The sequence below is a fragment of the Lysobacter enzymogenes genome, from assembly GCF_017355525.1.
Taxonomy (GTDB): Bacteria; Pseudomonadota; Gammaproteobacteria; order Xanthomonadales; family Xanthomonadaceae; genus Lysobacter; species Lysobacter enzymogenes_C.
In genome coordinates, this window is record NZ_CP067395.1 from 3,847,040 (window position 1) to 3,869,303 (window position 22,264).

At 71.0% G+C, this 22,264-nt stretch carries 19 protein-coding genes; 14 read left to right on the forward strand and 5 right to left on the reverse strand.

What is annotated here, in order from left to right; all coding sequences use genetic code 11:
• Positions 1–3: 3 nt before the first annotated feature.
• Both JHW38_RS16145 and JHW38_RS16150 read left to right on the forward strand, forming a co-directional pair.
• Entirely contained in the window at positions 4–927 is a 924-nt protein-coding gene (locus JHW38_RS16145; protein ID WP_207522351.1) for an RHS repeat domain-containing protein, read from the forward strand.
• A gap of 4 nt (positions 928–931) precedes the next feature.
• Positions 932–1,327: a hypothetical protein gene (locus tag JHW38_RS16150; RefSeq protein WP_207522352.1), complete on the forward strand. Its 396-nt coding sequence runs from the start codon at positions 932–934 to the stop codon at positions 1,325–1,327.
• A 176-nt stretch (positions 1,328–1,503) separates the two neighbouring features.
• On the opposite strand, the gene recD is transcribed toward JHW38_RS16150, so the two are convergent.
• The 3 genes from recD to recC are packed head-to-tail and all read right to left on the reverse strand — an operon-like array spanning position 1,504 to position 10,321.
• Complete coding sequence (gene recD, locus JHW38_RS16155) at positions 1,504–3,345, reverse strand: exodeoxyribonuclease V subunit alpha (protein WP_207522353.1); 1,842 nt, start codon at positions 3,343–3,345, stop codon at positions 1,504–1,506.
• A complete protein-coding gene (recB, locus tag JHW38_RS16160; protein ID WP_207522354.1) occupies positions 3,342–6,944 on the reverse strand; it encodes an exodeoxyribonuclease V subunit beta in 3,603 nt (1,200 codons plus the stop codon). Before recB ends, recD begins: the two co-directional genes overlap by 4 nt.
• Positions 6,941–10,321, reverse strand: a complete 3,381-nt coding sequence (gene recC, locus JHW38_RS16165) for an exodeoxyribonuclease V subunit gamma (RefSeq protein ID WP_207522355.1) — start codon at positions 10,319–10,321, stop codon at positions 6,941–6,943. The genes recB and recC overlap by 4 nt, the downstream gene beginning before the upstream one ends.
• Positions 10,322–10,823: 502 nt before the next feature.
• Here recC and JHW38_RS16170 point away from each other — a divergent pair.
• The 6 genes from JHW38_RS16170 (at position 10,824) to JHW38_RS16195 (ending at position 15,384) form a co-directional block, all read left to right on the forward strand.
• Positions 10,824–11,615 carry an ABC transporter ATP-binding protein gene (locus JHW38_RS16170; RefSeq protein ID WP_207522356.1) on the forward strand — a complete coding sequence of 264 codons (792 nt, stop codon included), beginning with the start codon at positions 10,824–10,826 and terminating at the stop codon, positions 11,613–11,615.
• Positions 11,615–12,364, forward strand: a complete 750-nt coding sequence (locus JHW38_RS16175; RefSeq protein ID WP_207522357.1) for an MlaE family lipid ABC transporter permease subunit — start codon at positions 11,615–11,617, stop codon at positions 12,362–12,364. The genes JHW38_RS16170 and JHW38_RS16175 overlap by 1 nt, the downstream gene beginning before the upstream one ends.
• Positions 12,365–12,573: 209 nt before the next feature.
• A complete protein-coding gene (gene mlaD, locus JHW38_RS16180) occupies positions 12,574–13,146 on the forward strand; it encodes an outer membrane lipid asymmetry maintenance protein MlaD (RefSeq protein ID WP_207522358.1) in 573 nt (190 codons plus the stop codon).
• Positions 13,143–13,805, forward strand: coding sequence for an MlaC/ttg2D family ABC transporter substrate-binding protein (locus tag JHW38_RS16185; RefSeq protein ID WP_207522359.1), 663 nt, complete (start codon positions 13,143–13,145; stop codon positions 13,803–13,805). The genes mlaD and JHW38_RS16185 overlap by 4 nt, the downstream gene beginning before the upstream one ends.
• Positions 13,802–14,095, forward strand: coding sequence for an STAS domain-containing protein (locus JHW38_RS16190; protein WP_242690964.1), 294 nt, complete (start codon positions 13,802–13,804; stop codon positions 14,093–14,095). Before JHW38_RS16185 ends, JHW38_RS16190 begins: the two co-directional genes overlap by 4 nt.
• 110 nt (positions 14,096–14,205) lie before the next feature.
• Positions 14,206–15,384: an MlaA family lipoprotein gene (locus tag JHW38_RS16195; protein WP_207522360.1), complete on the forward strand. Its 1,179-nt coding sequence runs from the start codon at positions 14,206–14,208 to the stop codon at positions 15,382–15,384.
• A gap of 191 nt (positions 15,385–15,575) precedes the next feature.
• Here the strand turns inward: JHW38_RS16195 and rmuC are convergent, their stop codons facing one another.
• Entirely contained in the window at positions 15,576–17,189 is a 1,614-nt protein-coding gene (rmuC, locus tag JHW38_RS16200; RefSeq protein ID WP_207522361.1) for a DNA recombination protein RmuC, read from the reverse strand.
• 328 nt (positions 17,190–17,517) lie between these two features.
• Between rmuC and JHW38_RS16205 the strand changes: the two genes are divergently transcribed.
• Positions 17,518–17,841, forward strand: a complete 324-nt coding sequence (locus JHW38_RS16205) for a hypothetical protein (protein ID WP_207522362.1) — start codon at positions 17,518–17,520, stop codon at positions 17,839–17,841.
• A complete protein-coding gene (locus JHW38_RS16210; RefSeq protein WP_207522363.1) occupies positions 17,829–18,113 on the forward strand; it encodes a hypothetical protein in 285 nt (94 codons plus the stop codon). Before JHW38_RS16205 ends, JHW38_RS16210 begins: the two co-directional genes overlap by 13 nt.
• Positions 18,114–18,128: 15 nt before the next feature.
• On the opposite strand, the gene JHW38_RS16215 is transcribed toward JHW38_RS16210, so the two are convergent.
• A complete protein-coding gene (locus JHW38_RS16215; protein WP_207522364.1) occupies positions 18,129–19,298 on the reverse strand; it encodes a class I SAM-dependent rRNA methyltransferase in 1,170 nt (389 codons plus the stop codon).
• A gap of 126 nt (positions 19,299–19,424) precedes the next feature.
• Here JHW38_RS16215 and JHW38_RS16220 point away from each other — a divergent pair, with 126 nt between their 5' ends.
• From JHW38_RS16220 to JHW38_RS16230, 4 genes are all read left to right on the forward strand, one after another.
• Positions 19,425–20,207: a rhomboid family intramembrane serine protease gene (locus tag JHW38_RS16220; RefSeq protein ID WP_207522365.1), complete on the forward strand. Its 783-nt coding sequence runs from the start codon at positions 19,425–19,427 to the stop codon at positions 20,205–20,207.
• 224 nt (positions 20,208–20,431) lie between these two features.
• Positions 20,432–20,896 (forward strand): nuclear transport factor 2 family protein, encoded by a 465-nt coding sequence (locus tag JHW38_RS16225; RefSeq protein WP_207522366.1) that lies wholly within the window; start codon positions 20,432–20,434, stop codon positions 20,894–20,896.
• 139 nt (positions 20,897–21,035) lie between these two features.
• The gene (locus JHW38_RS25555) at positions 21,036–21,407 is read left to right on the forward strand and encodes a hypothetical protein (RefSeq protein WP_242690965.1); all 372 of its coding nucleotides are present in this window, start codon (positions 21,036–21,038) and stop codon (positions 21,405–21,407) included.
• A complete protein-coding gene (locus JHW38_RS16230) occupies positions 21,404–22,186 on the forward strand; it encodes a transporter (RefSeq protein ID WP_242690966.1) in 783 nt (260 codons plus the stop codon). Before JHW38_RS25555 ends, JHW38_RS16230 begins: the two co-directional genes overlap by 4 nt.
• The last annotated feature ends 78 nt before the right edge of the window (positions 22,187–22,264 follow it).

The window sequence follows — 22,264 nt, forward strand, 5'->3', positions numbered from 1 at the left end:
CCCATGAAAAGGAAAATCCTGAACTGGATCTCGGCCACGACGTTGACTGCTGCCGCATTCGTCGCGCAGGCGCAAACGGTTATCGAGTACGTCCACACCGATGCCTTGGGCACGCCAGTGGCGATCACGGATGCGAACCAGAACGTGATCGAGCGCAGTGAATACGAACCATACGGGCGGCTAGTCAATCGCCAGCTTATGGATGGTCCGGGTTACACAGGGCATGTCAACGACGCCGCGACTGGCCTGTCCTACATGCAGCAGCGATATTTCGACCCAGAGCTCGGCAGATTCATGTCAGTTGATCCCGTGACCGCTATCGGTGGAGGAAATCGCTTCTTCAATCGATACGCTTACGGATTCAACAATCCATTCAAGTTCAACGATCCCGATGGCAGATGCCCCGTCACATCCAGCAAGCGTTCTTGCATAGATTCCGAGCGCGTCCACCCCACTCGATTTGTCAATATTCGGCTGTCCTCCGACCAAGAGAGCGCGGCCAAGGCAGGAAAGAATGTCGTCAAACTTCAATCTGGCGAGACAAAGGAAAAGCTCGGTTCGTTGAATGAGCAGCCGGATGGCACTTTGAAGACGGAGCTAGTTGCGAACGTAAAGACCAGTACAACCAGTTCGGCTTTTAAGGCCAGTGGAGACCTCCCTCCCAATGCAAAGGCGACAATTCATGGTCACCCCGACAGCAGCCAGCTGATGGACGACAAGAAAAGTGCGGGAGACCTTCAAGCAGTCATCAATGTCAGCAAGCCAAATGTCGCGGTGGCCACCGATGGGCGCATGGCAGCGTGGGAAGTAGTCAACGGGGTTACACAGGTTCGAGCGATAAACGGCTATTTTAACCAAGCCGAAATCAAGCATTTCGAAAGCATAATCGATAGCCGCCAGCGCGCCTTCAACGAGTCCGGAGACTGAACGAATGAAATTTGCTCAGGCAGTATTTGCGGCTTTGATACTTTCATCTTGCACGGCGGCTCCTATCAGGCCCGATGGCGCCCTGACGCCGTCCATTCTCAATGCCGCCAAGTCCGAGCATCACGGACAACGCGTCAAAGTCTTTGGGTGGATGACTTCAGGCTTTGAGCGTTATGGCATATGGGACAACAAAGCGGCGTTTGACCGCGGAAACTACACTGACGACTGCGTAAGCTTGTTGATTCCGGAGGCAATGGATACATCGAGGTATGACAAGCGTTATGTCGAGCTGGAGGGTGAGTTCGTCCAACGCCTCGAAAAGAACGCAGTCAATCTCGGTGCTTGCAATAGAACCACCATCATATTGAGCGAGGATTCTCCGCCACGACTCGTCAAGTGACCATCTCAGCCGCGATTGGTGTCAAGGTCCTGACAGACGAATTTCATGCAGATATCGAATCAGTTATCTGGCAGGAGAGCGGAGATCTAGCTGCTCAGATGATGCAGCCATGAGCGAACTATTGCCCGCATACACCGCTTACTGACCCGAAACGACCGACTGATCGGCACGCCCCCTCACCCCAACCGCCAAGCCAACCCCGACACCCGCGCCGCATGCCGCGCCAACGCCGCGCGCAGCACGTTCTCGCTCGCGGCCAGATGCACCTCGCCGCGCGCGCGGGTCAGCCCGGTGTAAACCAGTTCGCGCGATAGATGCCGCGCGTCCTGCCGCGGCAGCTGCAACCACACCCGCTCGAACTCCGACCCCTGCGACTTGTGCACGGTCATCGCGAACGCGCCGCTGTGCGCGGGCAGTGCGGAGGGGTGGAAGGGGCGAGGACCCTGACTGCCGCCGGCGAACCACGCGACGGTGCCGGCGGTGGGGTCGTCGCGACCGGCGCCGTCGCGCGCGCGCAGGCAGACGCCGATGTCGCCGTTGAACAGGCCGTGGCGATAGCTATTCTCGGTGATCAGCAGCAGGCGGCCGTGGAAGTAGGCGGGACGGTGCGCTCCGGCCAGTGCTTCTTCGATGCGTGCGTTGAGCGGAGCGGCGCCCTGGCCGCCGTCGCGCAGCGCGGTCAGCAGACGCAGGCGCGCGGCCAGGGCCAGGGCTTGCGCGGGATCGTCGCTGTCGCCGATCGCGCGCCACGCCGGCAGCAGGCGCTCGCGGCCGCTGCCGGCGAGCGGGTCGTGCACGTCTTCGTGAAAATGCACGCCGCGCAGTTCGCCGCTGCGCAGCAGGGCCAGCGCGGTGTCGGCGTCGCCGGCGCGCACGGCGTCGGCCAGCGGGGCCAGTTGCAGGTCTTCGGTCTGGCGGTAGCCGCGGCGCAGGTGTGCGCGGCTGGCGCTGAGCGGGGTCGGCGCAGTCTGCACCGGCACGGCGTCGCCGAGCAGCGGACGCAGCGCACTGGCTTGTTCGGCGGGCAGGCCGTCGTCGTCGCCGGCGGCGTCGACGATCGCGGCGAGCACGTCGCCGGCTTCCACCGACGGCAGCTGGTCGCGGTCGCCGAGCAGGATCAGGCGCGCGCCGTCGGGCACGGCTTCGACCAGTTTGCACATCAGCGGCAGGTCGACCATCGAGGCTTCGTCGACCACGACGACGTCGAAGGCCAGCGGATTGCGCGCGTCGTGGCGGAAGCGCGGACGGTCGGGCACGACGCCGAGCAGGCGGTGCAGGGTGCCGGCTTGTTGCGGCAAGGCGTCGAGCAACGCGGCGTCGAAGTCCGGCAGCTCGCGCAAGCGTTCGGCGGCGCCGCGCAGGCTTTCGGCCATGCGCTCGGCGGCGCGGCCGGTCGGCGCGGCCAGGGCGATGCGCGGCGGCGCCACGCCGTCCAGGCGCGCCTGCGCGATCAGCAGCACCAGCACGCGCGCGATGGTGGTGGTCTTGCCGGTGCCGGGGCCGCCGGTGGCGAGCAACAGCGATTGCAGCAGCGCCAGCGCGGCGGCGCGGGCCTGGCGGTCGTCGTCGCGCGCGTGCGGAAACAGTTGCGCGAACAGCGGCGCCAGCGCGTCCAGGTCGGCCGGCGGCGGCGCGAACGCCTGCAAGCGGCGCAGGCCCGCGGCGAGGCGGCGTTCGTATTCGCGGTAACGGCGCAGGTACAGCAGGCCGCGTTCGAGCACCAACGGCGCGGCCGCGTCGGCGGCTTCGTCGGCGCCCGGCGTGGCGACCCAGCGCGATTGCGCCAGCAGCGCCAGCCACGCCTGCGGCTCGGGCCATTCGATCGCCGCTTCGCTGAGCCACTGCGGCTTGCGCGGATCGAACGCGGCATGGCCGCGCGCGATCGCCTGCGAAGCCAATGCCGCGCCGGCCAGCACCGCATCGGGCGTGTCGCGGTCGAGCCGGCGCAGCGCCTGCGCCAGCGCGTGGTCGACGGTGCGCAGCGCGCCGTCGCGGAACAGGGCGTCGAGCAGGCTCATCGCGCGCCTCCGGCGAACGCCGCGTCGAGCGCTTCGATCAAGGCTTGCGGCGGCTTGGCCGCGTAAAGACCGGCCTGCGGATCGGCCGCATCGAGGCCGCGGCAGAACAGATAGCGCACGCCGCCGAAATCGCGCGCGTAGTCGTAGGCCTCGCCGAGGCGGAAACGCAGCCAGCGGTGCAGGGCGACGGTGTAGATCAGCGATTGCAGGTCGTACTCGCTTTCGGCCATCGCGCGTTCGACCTGGGCGGCGTCGAACCCCGGCAGGCGGTTGGTCTTGTAGTCGAGCACGTAATAGCGGCCGTCGTGCGAATACACCAAGTCGATCTTGCCGGTCATCAAGCCTTCCAGGCGCCGGCGCGAGCCGAACGCGCGGCGCTCGCGCACCTGGCCGTGCGCGTGCAGCGCGGCCAGCAGCGCGTCGATCGGCGCGGCGTCGAGAGCGAAGTGGAATTCCATTTCGCTGCGCCGCGCCGGTTCTGGCACGTCGCACAGGCGCGCGCCTTCGGGCAGCGGCGCGACCAGGGTGCGCCCGACCAGCGAACCGAGCAGCTCCATGCCGTCGGCGATTTCGGTTTCGGTGTAGCCCTCCTTGCCCATCGCCGAAGCCAGCACCTCGGCCTGCCCCGGCGGCGGCGGATCGCCTGCGCGCCAGTCGCGCCAGGCGCCGAAGTCGACGCGTTCGAGCGCGTTGTGGACGACGTTGCCGAAGCGGCTGCCGCCGAAGCGCGCATCGCCGGGCAGCGCCGCGGCCGGCGCGGAATCGATGGCGGCGTCCACGGCGGTCTGCGGTTCGTCTTCGGCGCCGCGTTCGTCCTGCGCCGCGGGGTCGAAACCGGCGTCCTCGTTGGTCAGCTGGGTGAAGCTGTACACCCACCAGTCGCGCGCGACCTTGGCGACGGCTTCGCGCGCCGGCGGCACCGCGCCGGCGGCGGCGGGCGGCAGCGGCGCGGGCGGCGGCTCGATCGGCGCCGCGTCGATCGCAACGCCGGGTTCGCGCGCCAGCGCGTCGAGGTCGGCCAGCATCGGCTGCAGCGGCGACAGCGACGCCTGGTACAGCGGCCCGGCGGCGATCCACAGCGCGTGGCGCGCGCGGGTCAGGCCGACGTAGAGCAGACGCGCGTCCTCGGCGCGGTTCTCCAGCGCGGCGCGCTCGCGCGCGGCGTCCCAGTCCGGCGCGTTCGGGTCGAACACCTCGCTTTGCAGTTGCATGACCCGGCCGAGGTCGGGATCGGGGTATTCGCACCAGCGGCCGGGGCGCGGTTCGCGGCCCAGCGCGACGAACGGCAGGAACACCAGGCCGAATTCCAGGCCCTTGCTCTTGTGCAGGGTCAGGATCTGTACCCGGTGCGCGTCCGATTCCAATCGCAGTTGTTGTTTCTCGTCGCTGTCGTCGGCCTCGGCGATGCGCAGGCGCAGCCAGTCGCGCAGGCCGTGCAGGCCGAGCGCTCGGCGGTCGGCTTCCTGCAAGGTCTCGGCCAGTTGCAGCAGGTTGGTCAGACGGCGTTCGCCGTCGCTGATCGCGAGCAATCGCGGCGCTTGTTGCGCGCACAGCTCGGCCAGCAGCGCCAGCGGGCCGTGGCGCTGCCAGCGCTCGCGCCAGTGCAGCGCCTGCGCTTGCCAGCGCGCCTGTTCGGTTTCCTCGGCGGCCACGCGCGCCACCTGCGCGCCGTCCAGGCCGACCAGCACCGTCGCCAGCGCCGCGCGCAGGCGGCCGCTGTCGCCGGGGTGCAGCAAGGCGTCGAACAGGGTCAGCACTTCCATCGCCTGTTCGGTCGCGAACAGGCTGCGGCGGCCGGCGGCGACCGCGGGGATGCCGGCGGCGGTCAATGCTTGCTGGATCTGCGCGGCCTCGTCGTGGCTGCGCACCAACACGGCTATGTCGGCCGGGCGCAACGGCCGGCCCTGGATCGTGGCGCGGCCGGCGCGCGCATCGGCGAGCCAGCGGTGGATCGCGGCGACGCAGGCGCGCGCGGCCAGCTCGCGCGATTCGGGCGAACTCCACTCGGGTTTCTTGCGTCCGTCGGCCGGCGGCGGCAGCGCGCGCAACACCAGCGCCGGTGCCACGGCGCCATCGCGCTGCAGATCGTCGTCGGCGACCGCGCCGCCGGCTTCGACCGCGCGGAAGCGGATGCGCGGATCGACGAACGCGGCCGCGCCGGCCTGCGCGTACAGCGCGGCGATCGCTTGCAGCAACGAAGGCCGCGAGCGGAAATTGTGGTCCAGCGGCGGCGCCGGCTCGGCCTGCGCCGCGGCCGACAGATAGGTGTGCACGTCGCCGCCGCGGAACCCGTAGATCGCCTGCTTGGGATCGCCGATCAGGAACAAGGCGCTGCCTTCCGCCCCGGCCTCGCCGAACACGCGGCGGAAGATCGCCCACTGGCGCGGGTCGGTGTCCTGGAATTCGTCGACCAAGGCCACCGCATACTGTTCGCGCAGACGCTGCGCCAAGGCCTCGCCGTGCGCGCCGTCCAGCGCTGCGGCGACATCGGCGATCAGATCGTCGAAGCTCTGCACCCGGCGCACGCGCTTGAGTTCGGCCAACCGTTGCGACGCCGCCGCGCGGATGCGGTGCGCCAACGCGAGCCGCTGCGCCGCGAGCCACTGCTCGCGCCGCTGCGCGGTGTCGAGATACGTCGCCACCGCGTCGAACAACGGCGACGCCGGCACTTGCGCTTCCTTGCCCTTGTTGGCCTTCGACGCCAACGCGGCGGGCGCGAGCTTTTGTACGCGTTCGTCGAGCGGCTGGCCGTAGTCGCCGTTGGCGCACCACGCGCGCAGCTGTGCGTACAGCTCACCCGGCAGGTTGGCGCGGTAGCTGTTGCCGTTGAGTACCTTGCCGGCGATGGCCGCGTCGAGCGCGGCGAAGGCCTCGTCGGCGTGCGCCGCGAAGGCGTCGCTCAACGCCGCGCCGGCCTGTTGCAACTCGTCCAGCGGATCGTCCGCGGCTTCCGGCGCGGCCGGCAGCAGCAACGGCGTGCGCAGCAACGCGCCGAGGTCGGCGGCCAGCGACGGCGGGCCGCCGGGCCATTGCAGCGCCAGCAGTTCGGCTTCGCCGGCGTCGTTGCCGAACGCGCGCCACAGGTCGACGGCGATTTCGTCGTGCAGCTCGCGCTCGCTGCCGATCAGCTCGGGCGCGTCGAACGGCTGGCCGGTTTCCAGCGCGTGCTCGGCGAGCACGCGCGCGCAGAAGCCGTGAATGGTGACCACCGCGGCCAGATCGATCTCGCGCGCGGCGCGTTGCAGGCGCGCGCGCAGCGCGGCCTCGCCTTCGAGCTCGGCCTGCGCGCGCACCAGCGTGCGGGTCAGCGCGCGCTCGGCATCGTCGTCGGCCGGCTGCAACGCGGGATCGTCCGCGGCGATGCGCGCGGCCAGCAGCAAACGCCGGCGCAAGCGCTCGCGCAGCTCTTGGGTCGCCGCGTCGGTGAAGGTCACCGCGAGGATGCGGCTGACGCTGAGGCCGCGTTCGATCACCAGCCGCGCGACCAGCGTGGCCAGGGTGTAGGTCTTGCCGGTGCCGGCGCTGGCCTCGATCAGGCGCAGGCCGTCGAGCGGCAGCGCCAGGAACGGGTCGGTGGGGTTCGCGTCGCCGGCGCTCATGCGGCGTCCTCGTCGCGGCCCAGCACCACCGCATCGAACACCAGCTTGGCGATGCCGCGGAATTGCTCGCCCAGTTCCGCATCGGCGAACGGATCGCGCCCGCGCAGCGCGAGGCGCACGCCGGGTTGGCCGGCTTCGCCCCAATGGCGCGGGCCGCCGTGCCATTGCGCTTCGGCCCGGCTCCAACCAGAGTGTCCACGACCGTCCTTGTCCTGCATCGCCGCCTCGTACCACAGCCAGCCCGCGCGCGGCAGGAACGGCAGCGGCATGCGCAGGCCGTAGTCGCGCAGACGCAGCAGCGCCGCCAGCGCGGCGCGCGCCTGCCGCGGCGGCAACGCGGCGCGCAGGTGCGGGCCGGGCCCGTCGCTGGCTTGGGCGAACTGCGCCAGCGGGCGCGCGTCGCCGAGCGCCGACAGCACCAGCCAGTCCAGGCCGTGCGCGATCTGCGCCGGCCCATGCAAGGTATCGAAGCGCAATCGCGCCAGCCCGCTCGGATACAACTCGTCGAGCCGTCCGAGCAAGCGCGTCCCGTCGAGTTCCAGTTCGAACGGCAGCGTCTGCGCCGCGCCGCCGCGCCAGCGCGCGAACGCGTCGGCATAGGGGCGCACCTGACCGAGCAAGGCGTCGAGCTGGCGCCGTCCCAGCGGCCCCGACGGCAGCAAGGCGCGCGCGCGCAGCGAAGCCTGCAGGCGGTCGCGGTCGACCGCGCCGTCGCCGGCGAGCAGGTCGTCGAACACCGCGCGCTGCAATTGTTGGCGGAACAGACCGCGCCCCGGCAGCACCAGCGGTTCGACGTCTTCGGCGGTTTCGATTTCCTCGGGCAGGCGCAGGCCCAGGCGCTGGCGCAGGAACGCGGTCGGCGGATCGCGCAGGAAGCTGCGCAGGTCCTGGTAGTTCAAGTGGCGGTCGCCGTCTTCGTGCTGCAGCGGCGGCAACAGGTCGTCGAGCCACGGGCCGAGATCTTCGCGCCGGCCCGCGCCGGCGTCCGCGGCCGGACGCCATTCGCTGCGGTAACTGAAGCGGCGCGGTTCGGCCGCGTCGCCGGCGTCGCCGCCGAACGCGGCCGGCGCGAACGGCTGCAACGGCTGGCGCACCACGAACTGCGCGCGCACCTGGGCCGGATCGGCGTGGTAGCGGGCGATCGCGTCGAGCAGTTCCGACACCAGCGGCGACGGCTCGCGCTGGCTGCCGTCGCGCGGGTCGGCGCCCAGGTAGCTCAGATAGAACGCGTCGGACGCGGCGCCGAACAATTGCAGGAACAAGAAGCGGTCGTCGTCGCGCAGCGAGCGGTCGCCGCGGCGGCGCGCGCCGGTGCCGAGTTCGGCGGCGAGGCGGTTGAGGCCGCCGGCCGGGTCGCGGCGCGGGTAATCGCCGTCGTTCATGCCGAGCAGGCAGATCGCGCGGAACGGAATCAAACGCATCGGCACCATCCGGCCGAAGCTGACCCCGCCGGTCAGCAGCGGCGCGCGGGTGTCGGCCTCGGCCAGCGCGGCGCGGAAATGCGCGCGCACCACTTCCGGCGCGACGCTGCCGTCGAAGCCGGCCGCGGCGGCGTCGCCGGCGAAGGTTTCCACCAGCGTGCGCAGGCGTTCCAGCGTGCGCTGGTCGCCGCTGTCGCGCGGGCGTTCGGGCAGCAGCGCGCGCAGCGGGCCGAGCAGGCGTTCGCACCATTGCGCCGGGGTCAGCTCGGCGGCGAGGCCGCGTTCGAACCGGGCCAGCACGCGCAACAGGCGGATCAACGCATCGAGCGCATCGAGCGCAGCGCCTTCGAGTTCGGCGTACGGCGCGACGCCGGCGACCAAGGCGCCGTCGCCGTCTTCGCCGTCGCCGGCGGCGTGGCCGATCAGCACGCGGTCGAGCGCGAACGCCCAGGTGTAGGCGTCGTCGCCGGGCGCGTCGTGGCGGCCGCGATGGGCGGCGTCGATGCCCCAGCGCGCGCCGGCTTCGCCGAGCCACACGCGCAGGCGCTCCAGGCCGTCGCCGTCGAGGCCGGCCTGTTCGGCGATCGCCGGAGTCGCCAGCAGGTCGAGGATTTCGCTGAGGCCGAAGCGCGACACCGGCAAGGCCAGCAGGCGCAGGAACACTTCGGCCAGGGGCTCGGCGGCGAGCGGGCTGACGTCGGCGAGCGCATACGGGATGAAGCCCGGGCGCCCGGCGAGGCCGCCGAACACCGCGGCGATGTGCGGCGCGTACGGATCGATGTCGGGCGCGAGCACGGCGATGTCGCGCGGTTGCAGCGGCGGGTCGAAGCGGCGGCCTTGTTCGCTGTTCGGATCGAGCAGGCCTTGCAGTTGGTCGTGCAGCACCTGCACCTCGCGCAAGCGCGTATGGCAGGCGTGGATCTGCACGCTGGCGTCGAGCCGGTCGAGCTGCGCGCGCCACGGCTGCGCCGGCAGCGCGCGCCGGTGCAGCAGGTCGCGTTGCAGGCGTTGCAGCAGGCTGTCGCGCTCGGGGTCGTCGTAGCGGCTGTCTTCCGGATCGGCGTAGGCGGCGATTTCGCCGGACGGGTGCACCACTTCGTAGCCGCCGAGCACCGCCATGAAATCGCGCCCGGCCGCGCCCCAGGCCTGCAGCAGCGGGTTGTCGTCTTCGCCGAACGCGGCCTGCTCGCCCTGGCGCAGGCGCTCGGCCAGAGTGCCCAGGTCGCCCCAGTACTTGCGCGTCGGCGTCGGCAGATAGAAATGCAGGCTGCCGGCGCGGGCCTGGGTCGCGATCACCCGCAACACGTCGGGCGAGATGTTCAGCGTGGCGAAGGCGAACAGCCGCGGCGGCAGGCCGCGCGGCGCGTCGTCGCGTTCGCTGTCGCCGCCGAAGCGCTGCAGGTAGTCGTCGATGCGGCGCGCGCGGTAGCGGCGGCCGCCGGCGACCTTGCGCCACAGCGCCGCCTGCGGGTCGCCGCGCTCGTGACCGGCGTCCCAGGCCAGCAGCCAGTCGCGGCGCCAGGCCTGGTATTTCTCGAACAGGCCGGCGAGTTCGCCCGACAGCGACCAGGCCTTGATCGGATCGTCGCCGTCCAGATAACCGCGCAGCGGCGCCAATGCCGGCTCGCGCAACTGCGCCGGCCGCGCCAGCTGCGCGTACAGCCGCCAGCGCAGCGCGGCGGCGTCGAGGTCGTCCTCGCCGCCGGGCACGTTGGCGTCGAGCGCGCGCTGGACGAATTCGCCCGGGGTCAGGAATTCCAGGTTCGCGGCGATGCCGTGCGCCTGCGCCAGGGTCGCCTGCAACCAGCGCCGCATCGCCACCTGCGGGATCAGGATCGTGTCCGGCGCCAGCAACGGCTGCCCGGGCGCCGGCGTGCGCAGCTCCTGCGCGAGCAGTCCGGCCAGCACGTCCAGCGCATTGGAATGGTAGAGACGGAAATCGGGACGCGCGGGCATAGGGCGACATCTTACGTACCCCGGCGCGGCGCGCGTGCAGCGCATCGGGCGTTTGCGCGGCGCGCGGGGCGTTTGCGCACGGTGTCGCGCGCGGGGTTACGCGCCGTTACCCCGCGCGAGCGGATCCGCGCTTACGCTGCGCGACGGCGGCGGCTCGGCGCGGCGCCGGCGCTTAAAACGGTTTTAATCCCGACCGGCTGCAATGCGCCGTCGGCGCCGGACACGGTGCGGCCTGGCGGCGACGCGAGGCGGCGCGCAGCGCCCGACGCGCGGCCGCAGCGGGCGAATCGAACGGTCCGTTCGGCCCGGCGCGACAGCGGCGAGGCCCGCGGACGGCTAAGCTGCGACAATGGCCTGCGCTCCATCCCCGTTCAGGCGGGCTGGGCCAAGCTGCGCCGTTTTCTGACGGTGTGTTTTCTGGCGGCCGGTTTTCCAGTGTTCTGGACAGCGTCCGCTTCGCTCCGCCCTGCACCGCATCGCTCCCACCGGTAGCCGCCCCCGCATGACGACGACTTCGACGCCCATCGTCCGCCTGACCGACCTGCGCCTGGATCGCGGCGGCCGCAGCGTGCTGCGCGGCATCAATCTGAGCGTGCCGCGCGGCAGCATCGTCGCCGTGCTCGGCCCGTCCGGCAGCGGCAAGTCGACCCTGCTGTCGGCGCTGACCGGCGAACTGGCGCCGGCCTCGGGCACGGTCGAAGTGTTCGGCCAACCGGTGCCGCAGAACCAGCGCCAGTTGCTGGAACTGCGCAAAGGCATCGGCGTGCTGCTGCAAGGCAACGGCCTGCTGACCGACCTGACCGCGGCCGAGAACGTGGCCCTGCCGCTGCGCGCGCACACCCAGCTGCCGAACCCGCTGATCCGCCGGCTGGTGCTGATGAAGCTGCACGCGGTCGGCCTGCGCGCGGCCGCCGACGCCTACCCGCGCGAACTCTCCGGCGGCATGGCCCGGCGCGTGGCGCTGGCGCGCGCGCTGGCGCTGGACCCGCCGCTGATGATCTACGACGAACCGCTGACCGGGCTCGACCCGATCGCCTCGGGCGTGGTCATGAGCCTGGTGCGCCGGCTCAACGACACCCTCGGCCTGACCAGCATCGTGGTGACCCACCACGTCCACGAAACCCTGCCGGTGGCCGACCACGCCATCGTCATCGCCAACGGCGGCATCGTCTTCTCCGGCACCCCGGCCGAGCTGGAGCACAGCGACGACCCCTTGGTGCGCCAGTTCCTGCGCGGCGAGCCCGACGGCCCGATCGGCTTCGACGCCGCACCGCGCAACTCGGAGGCCGCGTAATGGCGTTGTTCGAAACCGTCCGCTCGCTGGGCCGCGCCGGCCTGTTCTCGTTGTCGGTGTTCCGCGCGTCCAAACCGACCGCGGATTTGTTCCGCGAGCTGGTGCGCGAGATCTACAAGATCGGCGCGCGTTCGCTGCCGATCATCGCCGTTGGCGGCGCGTTCGTGGGCTTGTCGGTGACCCTGCTGGGCTACCGCGCGCTCGATACCTACGGCGCGGCCAACCAAGTCAGCGCGATGCTCGGCCTCGGCCTGTACCGCGAGCTCGGCCCGGTGCTGACCGCGCTGCTGTTCATCGGCCGCGCCGGCAGCTCGATCGCGGCCGAACTGGGGCTGATGCGCGCGACCGACCAGATCACCGCGCTCGGCCTGATGGCGATCGACCCGGTCGGCAAGGCGGTGGCGCCGCGGTTCTGGGCGGCGGTGCTGTGCGTGCCGCTGCTGACCGGCTTCTTCTGCAGCCTGGCGATCAGCGCGAGCTATTTCGAATCGGTCCACGTGATCGGCCTGGAGCCCGGGGTGTTCTGGCAGGTGCTCAAGGACAGCGTGGATTTCTTCGACGATTTCCTGATGGCGTTCGTGAAGTCGGCCGTGTTCGGCGGCACCGCGGCGCTGGTGGCGGCGTACGTGGGCTACCACGCCGAGCCGACCATCGAGGGCACCTCGGTGGCGACGACGCGCGCGGTGGTCAACGCCTCGCTGCTAGTGCTGATGTTCAACTTCGTGATGTCGGCATTCTTGTTCAAGTGATGTTCCCTTCTCCCGCTTGCGGGAGAAGGTGCCCGAAGGGCGGATGAGGGCAGAACGAGGTGACCGGAGCTGCGCTGCGCGCGCCCCTCACCCCACCCCCTCTCCCGCACGCGGGAGAGGGGCTTTCCGAATTTCGCTGTTGCCGTAGCAGACAAACCGTTTCCCCAGCCGCGTTGAACCGCGCGGGCTTTATCCCCAAGGTGGTGCCCATGTCCGTCCGCAGTCCCCGCATCGAATTCGCCGTCGGCGCGTTCCTGCTGCTCGCCCTGGCCTCGCTGCTGGTGTTGGCGATCGCCTCCACCAACGGCAAGTTCGGCTTCGGCCGCGACAATTACGAGGTCACCGCCAAGTTCACCAGCATCGGCGCGCTGCGTCCGAACGCGCCGGTGAAGATCGGCGGCGTCAACGTCGGCCAGGTCGCCGATATTTCGCTGGACCCCAAGAGCTACGCCTCGGTGGTCACCCTGGCCATCGACAAGCGCTACAACAAGCTCTCGGCCGACACCTCGGCCGGCATCTTCACCAGCGGCCTGCTCGGCGAAAGCTATATCGGGTTGACCCCGGGCGGCGACCCGGACGACCTCAAGCCGGGCGACGAGATCTACCTGACCCAGCCAGCGATCGACCTGATCCAGCTGGTCGGCAAGTACATGTTCAGCGGCGGCGCGGCCGGCGGCGGCAACAACGCCAACGGCGCCGAAGCCGCCAAGCCGGCCGACGCCGGCACCCCCGATTACCTCAAGGGCGAACCCACCGCCCCCTCCAGCGAGAGCAAGCCATGAAGCGCATCCTGACCGCCTCCCTCCTCGCCTGCGCCCTGCTCGCCGGCGTTCCGTCCCTGGCCCTGGCCCAGGCCACCGCCGCGCCGGGCACCGCGCCGGCCGCCGGCATGCCGAGCGCGATGGTGCTGACCAACACCACCCGCATCCTGTCGACCCTGGAATCGCGCCGCGCCGAGTTCAGCAAGAACCGCGCCGCGCTGAGCCAGTTCGTGACCACCGAGTTCAACCAGCTGTTCGACCGCGACTACGCCGCGCGGCTGGTGCTGGGCACCCACGGCCGCGGCGCCGCCGATGCCGACGTGGCCAACTTCGCCGACGCGCTGACCAGCAGCCTGATGCAGCGCTACGGTTCGGCCCTGCTCGACTTCAACACCCGCCTGCAGGTGCGGATCAAGTCGGAAACCCCGCTGCGCAACGGCGCCATCGTCAAGGTGTCGAGCGAGTTCCTGCGCCAGGGCGGCGAGCCGGTGCCGGTGGACTACCTGCTGCGCAAGACCGGCAACCAGTGGAAGGTGTTCGACGTGATGGTGGAAGGCGTCAGCTTCGTGCAGACCTTCCGCAACCAGTTCGACACGCCGCTGAGCCAGAAGTCGATCGCCCAGGTCGCCGCCGACATCAAGGCCGGCAAGCTGCAGGCGCAGGCGAGCGGCAACAAGTGAGCGCGGCGGGCACCGCGGCCAGCGTGCGGCGCGACGGCGAGACGCTGGCGTTCGCCGGCGCGCTCGACCGCGCCGCGGCGGCCGCGTTGTGGCCGCAAGCGCGGCCGCTGGCGGCCGGCGCGCGCCGCTTCGACCTGACCGGCGTGGCCTCGGTCGACAGCGCCGGCCTGGCGCTGTTGGCCGAACTGGCCGCGCAGGCGCCGGGCGTGGCGGTGGTCGGCGAGCCGGCCGGTCTGGCCGAGTTGCGCGCGGCCTACCGCCTCGACGAATCGCTCGGCTTCGGCCGCTGAGGACCGCGCCGCCGTACCGCTGTCGCACATTCCCCCTCGTTGCGGTCGCCGACGCCCACGGACGTGGCCTGGCCGCCCCCACCGCTGTCCCGGAAGACTAGACTGCAACCATGCGCCCCCACGCACTCCCTCTCGCGCTGGCCCTGGCCCTGGCCGCGCACACCGCTCCGGCCCTGGCGCAAGACGCCACGCCGGCCCTGCCGGGCGACAGCGCCGGCCTGATCATCGATGCGGCCGCGCTGGCCGCGGCAGCGCAGGCGAGCGCGGACGGCGCGGTCGACGCCAACGCCCCCGTGCAGACCGATTCGGCGCGCGCGCTGGCTTCGGCCGAAGCCGCCGCGACCGAGGCCGCCGCCGTCGACGCCGCCCAGGCAGCGCCGCACGAGGCGCCGTCGCTGGACTACGCCGTCGCCCAGGTCGACCCGGCCGCGACCGCCGCGCCGCCGCCGGCCGCCGCCGCGAGCGACGACCCGCGCACCGACGCCGAACGCGACTTCGACGCGCTGTACGGCAGCCCGCAGCAGGAATACAACCCGGTCGCCGATCCCACCTTGCCGGCCCCGGCCAACGTGCCCGGCGGCTACGACCCGTGGGAGAAGTACAACCGCAAGATGCACCGCTTCAACAACGCGGTCGACCGCGGCGTGGCCAAGCCGCTGGCGCGCGCCTACACCAAGGTGGTGCCGCGGCCGGTGCGGCTGGGCGTCAGCAACTTCTTCAACAACCTCGGCCAGCCGGTGTCGATGGTCAATGCGCTGCTGCAGGGCAAGCCCAAGCAGGCGGCGCAGTCGCTGGGCCGGTTCGCGCTGAACACCACGCTCGGCATCGGCGGCATCTTCGACCCGGCCACCGCGGCCAAGCTGCCGAACCGCAGCGAGGACTTCGGCCAGACCTTGGGCGTGTGGGGCTGGAAGCGCTCGCGCTACCTGGAACTGCCGTTCTTCGGCCCGCGCACCGTGCGCGACGCCTTCGGCGCGGTCGGCGACGCCCCGCTGAGCCCGCTGCGCCGGATCGAGCGCGACCGCATCCGCATCGGCCTGCAGGGCCTGCAGCTGGTCGACATCCGCGCCCAGCTGCTGCCGCTGGACAACCTGCGCGAAGGCGCCGAAGACGAGTACGCGCTGGTGCGCGATTCGTGGATGCAGCGCCGCGATTACCAGATCTTCGGCGACCGCCTGGAGAAGAACGGCGAGACCCAGCTGCCGGATTACCTGCAGGACGACAGCAACCCGAGCGTGCCGGCGAACGCGATGCCGGTGATGCCGACCGACGGCGCCGGCGTGCGCTGAGGCGGTACAACAGCTGATACGCGAACGGCCCGGTTGCGAATCCGGGCCGTTTCGTTTTGGTCGTTCGCGTTGTTGCGGTGGCTTCCTGTAGGAGCGGCGCGAGCCGCGACCGCGGGGTCGCACGCTCGCGTCGCAAGCGCGGTGGCGCGGTCGCGACTTGCGTCGCTCCTACAGGGGGAAACGCGACAACGTCAGGTCGGGTCGGGTTCCGGCAAACCGGCCGCGCCTTCGATGGGCTGCGGGCCGTCGGGCTGCAACGCCTGGGCGTCGTCGACGGCCGCCGGCAACGCCAGCGGCGCCGAAGCGTCTTCGCTTTCGCCCCCGTCTTCGTCCAGCGCCGACTCCACCAGCTTCGCCGGCATCGCCTTGTTCGGCTTGACCCCCAGCTCGCGCAGCATCTCGGCCTGGCGGATCGCATTGCCTTTGCCGCGGCCGAGCTTGTCGCGCGCGGCTTCCAGGGTCTTGTTGGCGCCGTCGAGCTGGCTCGCGGCCTTGTCCAGGTCGGCCACGAACGCGGCCAGCTTGTCGTACAGCAGCGCGCCGCGCTTGGCGATCTCCTGCGCGTTGCGGCTCTGCGCTTCCTGCCGCCACAGGTGCTTGACCGTGCGCAGCACGAACAGCAGCGTCGACGGGCTCACCATCAGCACGTTGCGGTCCCAGCCTTCCATGAACAAGCCGCGGTCGTTGGCGACGGCGAGCATGAACGCCGGTTCGATCGGCACGAACATCAGCACGAAGTCGAGCGAACGCAGGCCGTACAGCTCCTGGTAACGCTTCTCCGACAGGCCGCGCATGTGCTGGCGCATCGATTCGATGTGGCGCTTGAGCGCGCGCGAACGGGTGTCCTCGTCTTCGGCGCTGACGAACTGTTCGTAGGCGACCAGCGACATCTTGGCGTCGACGATCATGTGCCGGTCTTCGGGCAGGTGCAGGGTCACGTCGGGGCGGCGTTCGCCGTCCTCGGTGCCGTGGCTTTCCTGCACGTCGTATTCCTCGCCCTTGCGCAGGCCGGCCGATTCCAGCACCCGCTCGAGCACCAGCTCGCCCCAGGCGCCCTGGGCCTTGTTCGAGCCCTTGAGCGCGGTGGTGAGGTTCTTGGCGTCTTCGCTGAGCGACTGGTTCAGCGCCATCAGCTGGCGCACCTGTTCGCCGAGCGCGGTGCGGTCGCGGGTTTCGTTGTCGTAGACGGTCTCGACCCGGGTCTGGAACTCGGCCAGCTTCTGCTGCAACGGGTCGAGCAGCTGGCCCAGGTGGCTGCGGTTCTGCTCGGTGAAGCGGCGGCTCTTCTCTTCCAGGATCTCGTTGGCGAGGTTGCGGAACTGCGCGCTGAGTTCGTCGCGCACCTCGCGCAGCTGGGCGATCTTCTCGTTCGCCTGGCCGCGCTCGGCGTCCAGTTGGGTGGCCATGCGGCCGAGTTCGACCGTGCGCCGGTTGAGGTCGCCGGCCAGCGCGTCGCGTTCGCGTTCGAGCTGCTCGAACTCCAGGCGCAGGCGCTGCAAGGCCTGCTGCTCCTTGTCGAGCTCGGCGCCGCTGCGGCCGATGGCTTCGCGCAGCAGGCCGCTGTCGCGCTGCAACTGGTTGCGCTGCGCGTCCAGTTCGTCGAGCCGCGACTGCAGTTCGGGAATGCGCGCGCAGCGCTCGGCGAGCTGGGCGCGCTCGGTGTGGGCGGCGGCGAGCTGGGCGCCGAGTTCGGCGCGCGCGGCGGCGTGCGCGCGCGCGGCGCCGGCGCGGGCCAGCAGCCAGGCCAGCGCGGCGGAGGCCGCGGCGGCGACGAGAACGGCGGCGACGACGAAAGCTGGGGACATCCGGGACTCGGGAGCGAAAACGAAAGGAGGCGGGCGCGTTGCCGCGCGGCAGGCGGGCCGTCCGTGCCCGAGGCCCCGCGCGGCGGCGGGGCGTGCAGGCACGAGCGGCGTGCCTAGTCTAAGGGCCAGTCTAAACGGGTGAGTCTCACGCCCTGCGACCGGCGGCGGCCGGGCGGGGCGGCGCAGCAACTGCGTTGGCGGTCACAAATCGCGCGCAAGCTGCGGGTCCGTTGTTCCATACGGAACGGCACTGACGGCCGCGGCTGTGCCAATCTTGGCCGCAGCCGTCGGGCGGCGCAGGCCCGTCCCATGCACACAAGGCCCGCCCATGGACCCGCGAGACCCACGACTGTACGCCGACCCGCGCGGCGTCTGGCGCGACGACGGCGCCGGCCGCGTGCACGGCATCCGCTGGCGCGATATCGACGGCATCGACGGCTACGCCATCGACGCGGCCGAGCGCCGGCTGATCTACGTCGAACTCGGCACCGCCAGCGGCGAGCGCCTGGAACTGCGCACCGACTGGCCCGGCTACGCCGACGTCGCGCGCGCGCTCAGCGCGCACCTGCCCGGGCTCGACCTGGACGCGCTGCAGCGGCTCGAACAGGCGCGCCCGGACGACCCGCCGGCGATCCTGTGGTGGCGCGATTGACGGCGGCCGCGCCGAGCCCGGCGCCGGCCGAGCTGCGCAAGCTCAGCCAGCGCGACTGGTCCTGGACCCTGTACGGCGCCGGCGAGCGCCGCTTCCTGTCGGTGCTGTGCGGGACGGTGGCGACCTACGAGCTGACCGTCGAACTGGCGCCGCCCGAGCGCGAACGCATCGGCGAGATCGGTTTCCTCGACGCGTTCGCGAACGAAGTCGCCTACCGCCCGACCCAGTGGCACCCGCGCCACCTGCGCGATTTCCGCGCGCCGCCCGAATAAGCGCGGCGCTGCCGCTCAGTCCAGCACGCGGCAGAACACCGCCTTCAGATAACGCGACTCCGGCACCTGCGCCAGCCACGGGTGGTCGGCGCCGGCGCCGGCCACGCGCAGCACCTGCACGGTGCGGCCGGCGTAGAACGCGGCGCGGCGCAGCATGTCGAGGAACTGGTCCTCGCTGACCAAGCCGGTGCACGAGAACGTCGCGAACAAACCGCCGGGCTTGACCACGCTGAGCGCCAGCTTGTTCATGTCGAGGTATTTCTTCAGCGCGGGAATGACCTGCTCGCGGTCGCGGGTCATCTTGGCCGGGTCGAGGATGACCACGTCGAAGCGTTCGCCCGCGTTGCCCATGTCGCGCAGGTACGGAAAGATGTCGGCCTGGACGAACTTGACGTGGGCGTTGTTGAGCTTGGCGTTGGCCTTGGCGATGTTGATGACGTCGGCGTCGATGTCCACGCCGATCACTTCCTCGGCGCCGCGCGCCTTGGCGTAGACGCCGAAACCGCCGGTGTTGCAGCACAGGTCGAGCACGCGCTTGCCGGCGACCTGCTGCGACAGCCATTCGCGATTCTCGCGCTGGTCGGCGAAGAAGCCGGTCTTGTGCGCGCCGGCCGGGTCGGCGCGGAACTTGATGCCGTACTCGGTGATGGTCGCCGGCGGCACCGCTTCGGTGCCGCGGAAATCGAAGCTTTCCTGCTTCTGCACGTGCTCGTCGGCGAAGGCGTAGAAACGGCAGCCGGGGAACTGCGCGCGCAGCGCGTCGTAGATCCACTCGCGGTGGCGGAACGCGCCGGCGCTGAAGTATTCGACCACGAGCAGATCGCCGTAGCGGTCCACGACCAGGCCGCTGATGCCGTCGCCCTCGCTGTGGACCACGCGCCAGGCGTCGCTGATTTCGTCGAGCCTGAGCACGTCGCGGCGCAGCGACACGGCCGCGGCGATCTTGCGCGCGAACCAGTCGGCGTCGACCGCCACGTCGGGGTCGTTCTCGAGCATGCGCAGGGCGATGCGCGAATGGCCGTTGTAGAAGCCGCGGCCGATCCACACGCCGTCCACGCCGACCACATCGACGATGGCGCCGGGCTTGGGGCGCTGGGCCGGCTTGTCGACCAGGCGCTGGAAGATCCAGGGGTGGGTGGATTTCCAGGCGTTCTTGAGGCGTACGGTGGGGAGTTCGGTAGTCATCGCGCCATTCTACCGGGCCGCGCGCCCGGGCCCGGACTGCGAACCCCGGCCCAATCCCGCCGGCGGGACAAAGAAGCCCAGCCCGGCCGGCTTGTTTTGCCGCGGCCGGGTGCCAATCTGCTTCGTATGCACCTGCCCACCGACGCCCCGATCCCCGACACCCCGGCGCAGCGCAAGGCCGACCGCTCGCGCCTGACCCGGGCCCTCAACGCCAGCCTGGCCTTCGTGCTGGTGCTGGCGGCGGTGTTCGCCGCCCAGAGCGGCTTCGACATCCGCCCGTTCACGGTCCAGCCGTGGTCGGCCGAAGGCCTGCTCGGGATCCTGACCGCGCCGCTGCTGCACGGTTCGGTCGAGCACCTGGCCGCCAACGCGACCTCGCTGCTGCTGCTCGGCACCCTGGCCGGCGCGGTCTATCCCAAGGCCACGTTGCGCGCGCTGCCGGTGATCTGGCTGGGGTCGGGGCTCGGCGCGTGGCTGCTCGGCGAAGCCGGGAGCCATCATTTGGGCGCCAGCGGCCTCACCCATGGCTTCATGTTCCTGGTCATGACCCTGGGCCTGCTGCGCCGCGACCGCCCGTCGATCGCCGCGGCGATGATCGCCTTCCTGCTCTACGGCGGCATGCTGCTGACCGTGCTGCCGCGCGAAGCCGGGGTGTCCTGGCAGGCCCACCTCGGCGGCGCCGTCGCCGGCGTGGCCTCGGCGTTCGCCTTCCGCCTGCGCGACCCGCTGCCGCCGCGCAAGCGCTACAGCTGGGAAGACGAGGAAGACGCCGAACTGGTGCCGCTCAACGACGAACTGGAACCGCCGAGCCCGCGCAACGTGCCGGTGCTGTGGAACCGGCCGGAGCCGCGCGATGTGCAGGCGGGGGTGGTGTTGCGGTTTCCGCCGCGCGAACCGCCGGTGGAGTGAGAGCGATGACGACTCGCCGGCGTCGGGGTTCGTCGTCGTTGTGTTTTCGCGGTCGCAGCTCGCGCAGCTCCTACAGCGGCTTCCTGTAGGAGCTGCGCGAGCTGCGACCGCGGACCTGCCGCCGCCGCGAACGCCCCATCGCGGCGACGCAACCAACGGCATTTGCGCGCGACGTCGCCGGCCTCCATCCTCGGCCGCCTCCCGTCACGACCCGGCCCACGCCCATGACCGCATCTCGTGCATTGCCCGCGCTCGCCCTCGCCGCCGCGCTGACCGCGGCGCCCGCCGCTTTCGCCAGCGAGATCGACCCCGCGACCCGCAGCGCCATCGAAGCGACCTGCTTCGATTACGTCGACGGCCAGCTCGAAGGCGACCCCGCGCGCGTCGCGCGCGCGCTGCATCCGGACCTGGCCAAGCGCCGCGTGCTCGGCGAGACCGCCGACGAGAAGCTCGGCCTGCGTCGGATGAGCAAGGAAGAACTGGTCGAGCTGACCCGCCAGGGCGCGCTGAAAACGCCGAAGGCGCAGTGGAACCGCAGCTGCAGCGCGCTCGACGTCGCCGGCAACGTCGCAGTCGCGCGCGCGGAAACGCCGTGGTTCGTGGATTTCTTCCACCTCGGCAAGTTCGGCGAGCGCTGGGTCATCGTCAACGCGCTGTGGTACGCCAAGCCCAAGCCGGCGCAGGACTGAACCCGGCGCGGCGGTTTTCGGACGCTGCGTCGTTCCGGCCGCGTCCGGCGCGCGTTACATTGGCGCCGCGTCCACGGACCGGGACCGCGGCCGCCGGCCGTCCCGTCGTCGTGGCCTCCCCTTGCGACCGGAGCCCGCCATGCAACGTCTTTGCCTTGTTCTCGCCGCGCTGGCGATCGCCGCGCTGCCGACCCTGACGCAGGCCAAGAGCGCCTGCCACATCCAGGGCCAGGTCGGCGGCATGCTCATCAACGAGTGCACCGAGACCGACCAGAACGTCCCCGACGATCAGCTCAAGCAGCAATGCAACGGCAAGGTGCCGGGGCTGGCCGAAGTCGGCGGCCACGCCGATGCGCGCGTGGTCGCGGCCTGCCCGGCCGGCGCCAGCGGCGTGTGCGAAGGGCCGATGGGCGCGCCGGCGCGGATCTATTACTACAAGCGTTCGGCCGAAGAACTGACGATGGTGCGCAACGCCTGCCAGGCGCAGCGCGGCAAGTGGGTCGCGCCTTGAGCCCGCCGCGGCGCGCACTCGCGCGCGGCGCGGCGCTGGCCGCACTGGCGCTGGCAGCGCCGGCCTACGCCGACGGCGCCGCCGATCCGCCGTCGTTCGACCGGCCCGGCATCGCGTTTTCCACCGGCACCCTGCCGCGTGGCGGCTTCGCCTGGGAACAGGGGCTGCCGGATGTCGAGCGCGACCGCAGCGGCGGCGTGCGCAGCACCCAGTACAGCGCCGACACCAATCTGCGCCTGGGCCTGACCGACACGCTGGAAGTGCAGATCGCGACCTCGCCGTACAACTACCTGCGCGAAAGCGGCAACGGCGCGCGCCGCAGCGCCCACGGCGGCGGCGACACCTCGCTGGCGCTGAAGCTGGCGCTGCCGTCGAGCAACGACAAGTTCAGCTGGGCGCTGCTCGGCAGCGCCACCGTCGCCACCGGCGCGCGCGACTTCAGCGACGGCCGCGACCGTTACGCGCTCGGCGCCACCGTCGCCTACGACTTCGACGACGCCACCTCCGGTTCGCTGTACCTCAATGTCGAGCGCAGCGGCGGCATCGAGGCCTGGACCTTTTCGCCGAGCCTGAGCCGCGCCTTCAGCGCGCGCTGGGGCGGCTATGTCGAAGCCGGCTGGACCCGCACCGCGCACGCGCCGGACACCGGCGTGGCCGGGGTCGGCCTGACCTTCATGGCCACGCCGAAGATCCAGCTCGACGCCTCGCTCGACGCGGGCCTGAACGACGCCAGCCCGGATTGGCAAGGCGGCGTCGGCGTATCGTTGTTCTTCGACTGATCGTTGTTCGACCGGTCATTGCGCGACAGAGCAGCCGCGACCGGTCCGCTGCGCGCGGACCGCACCGCCCGGAGCCCC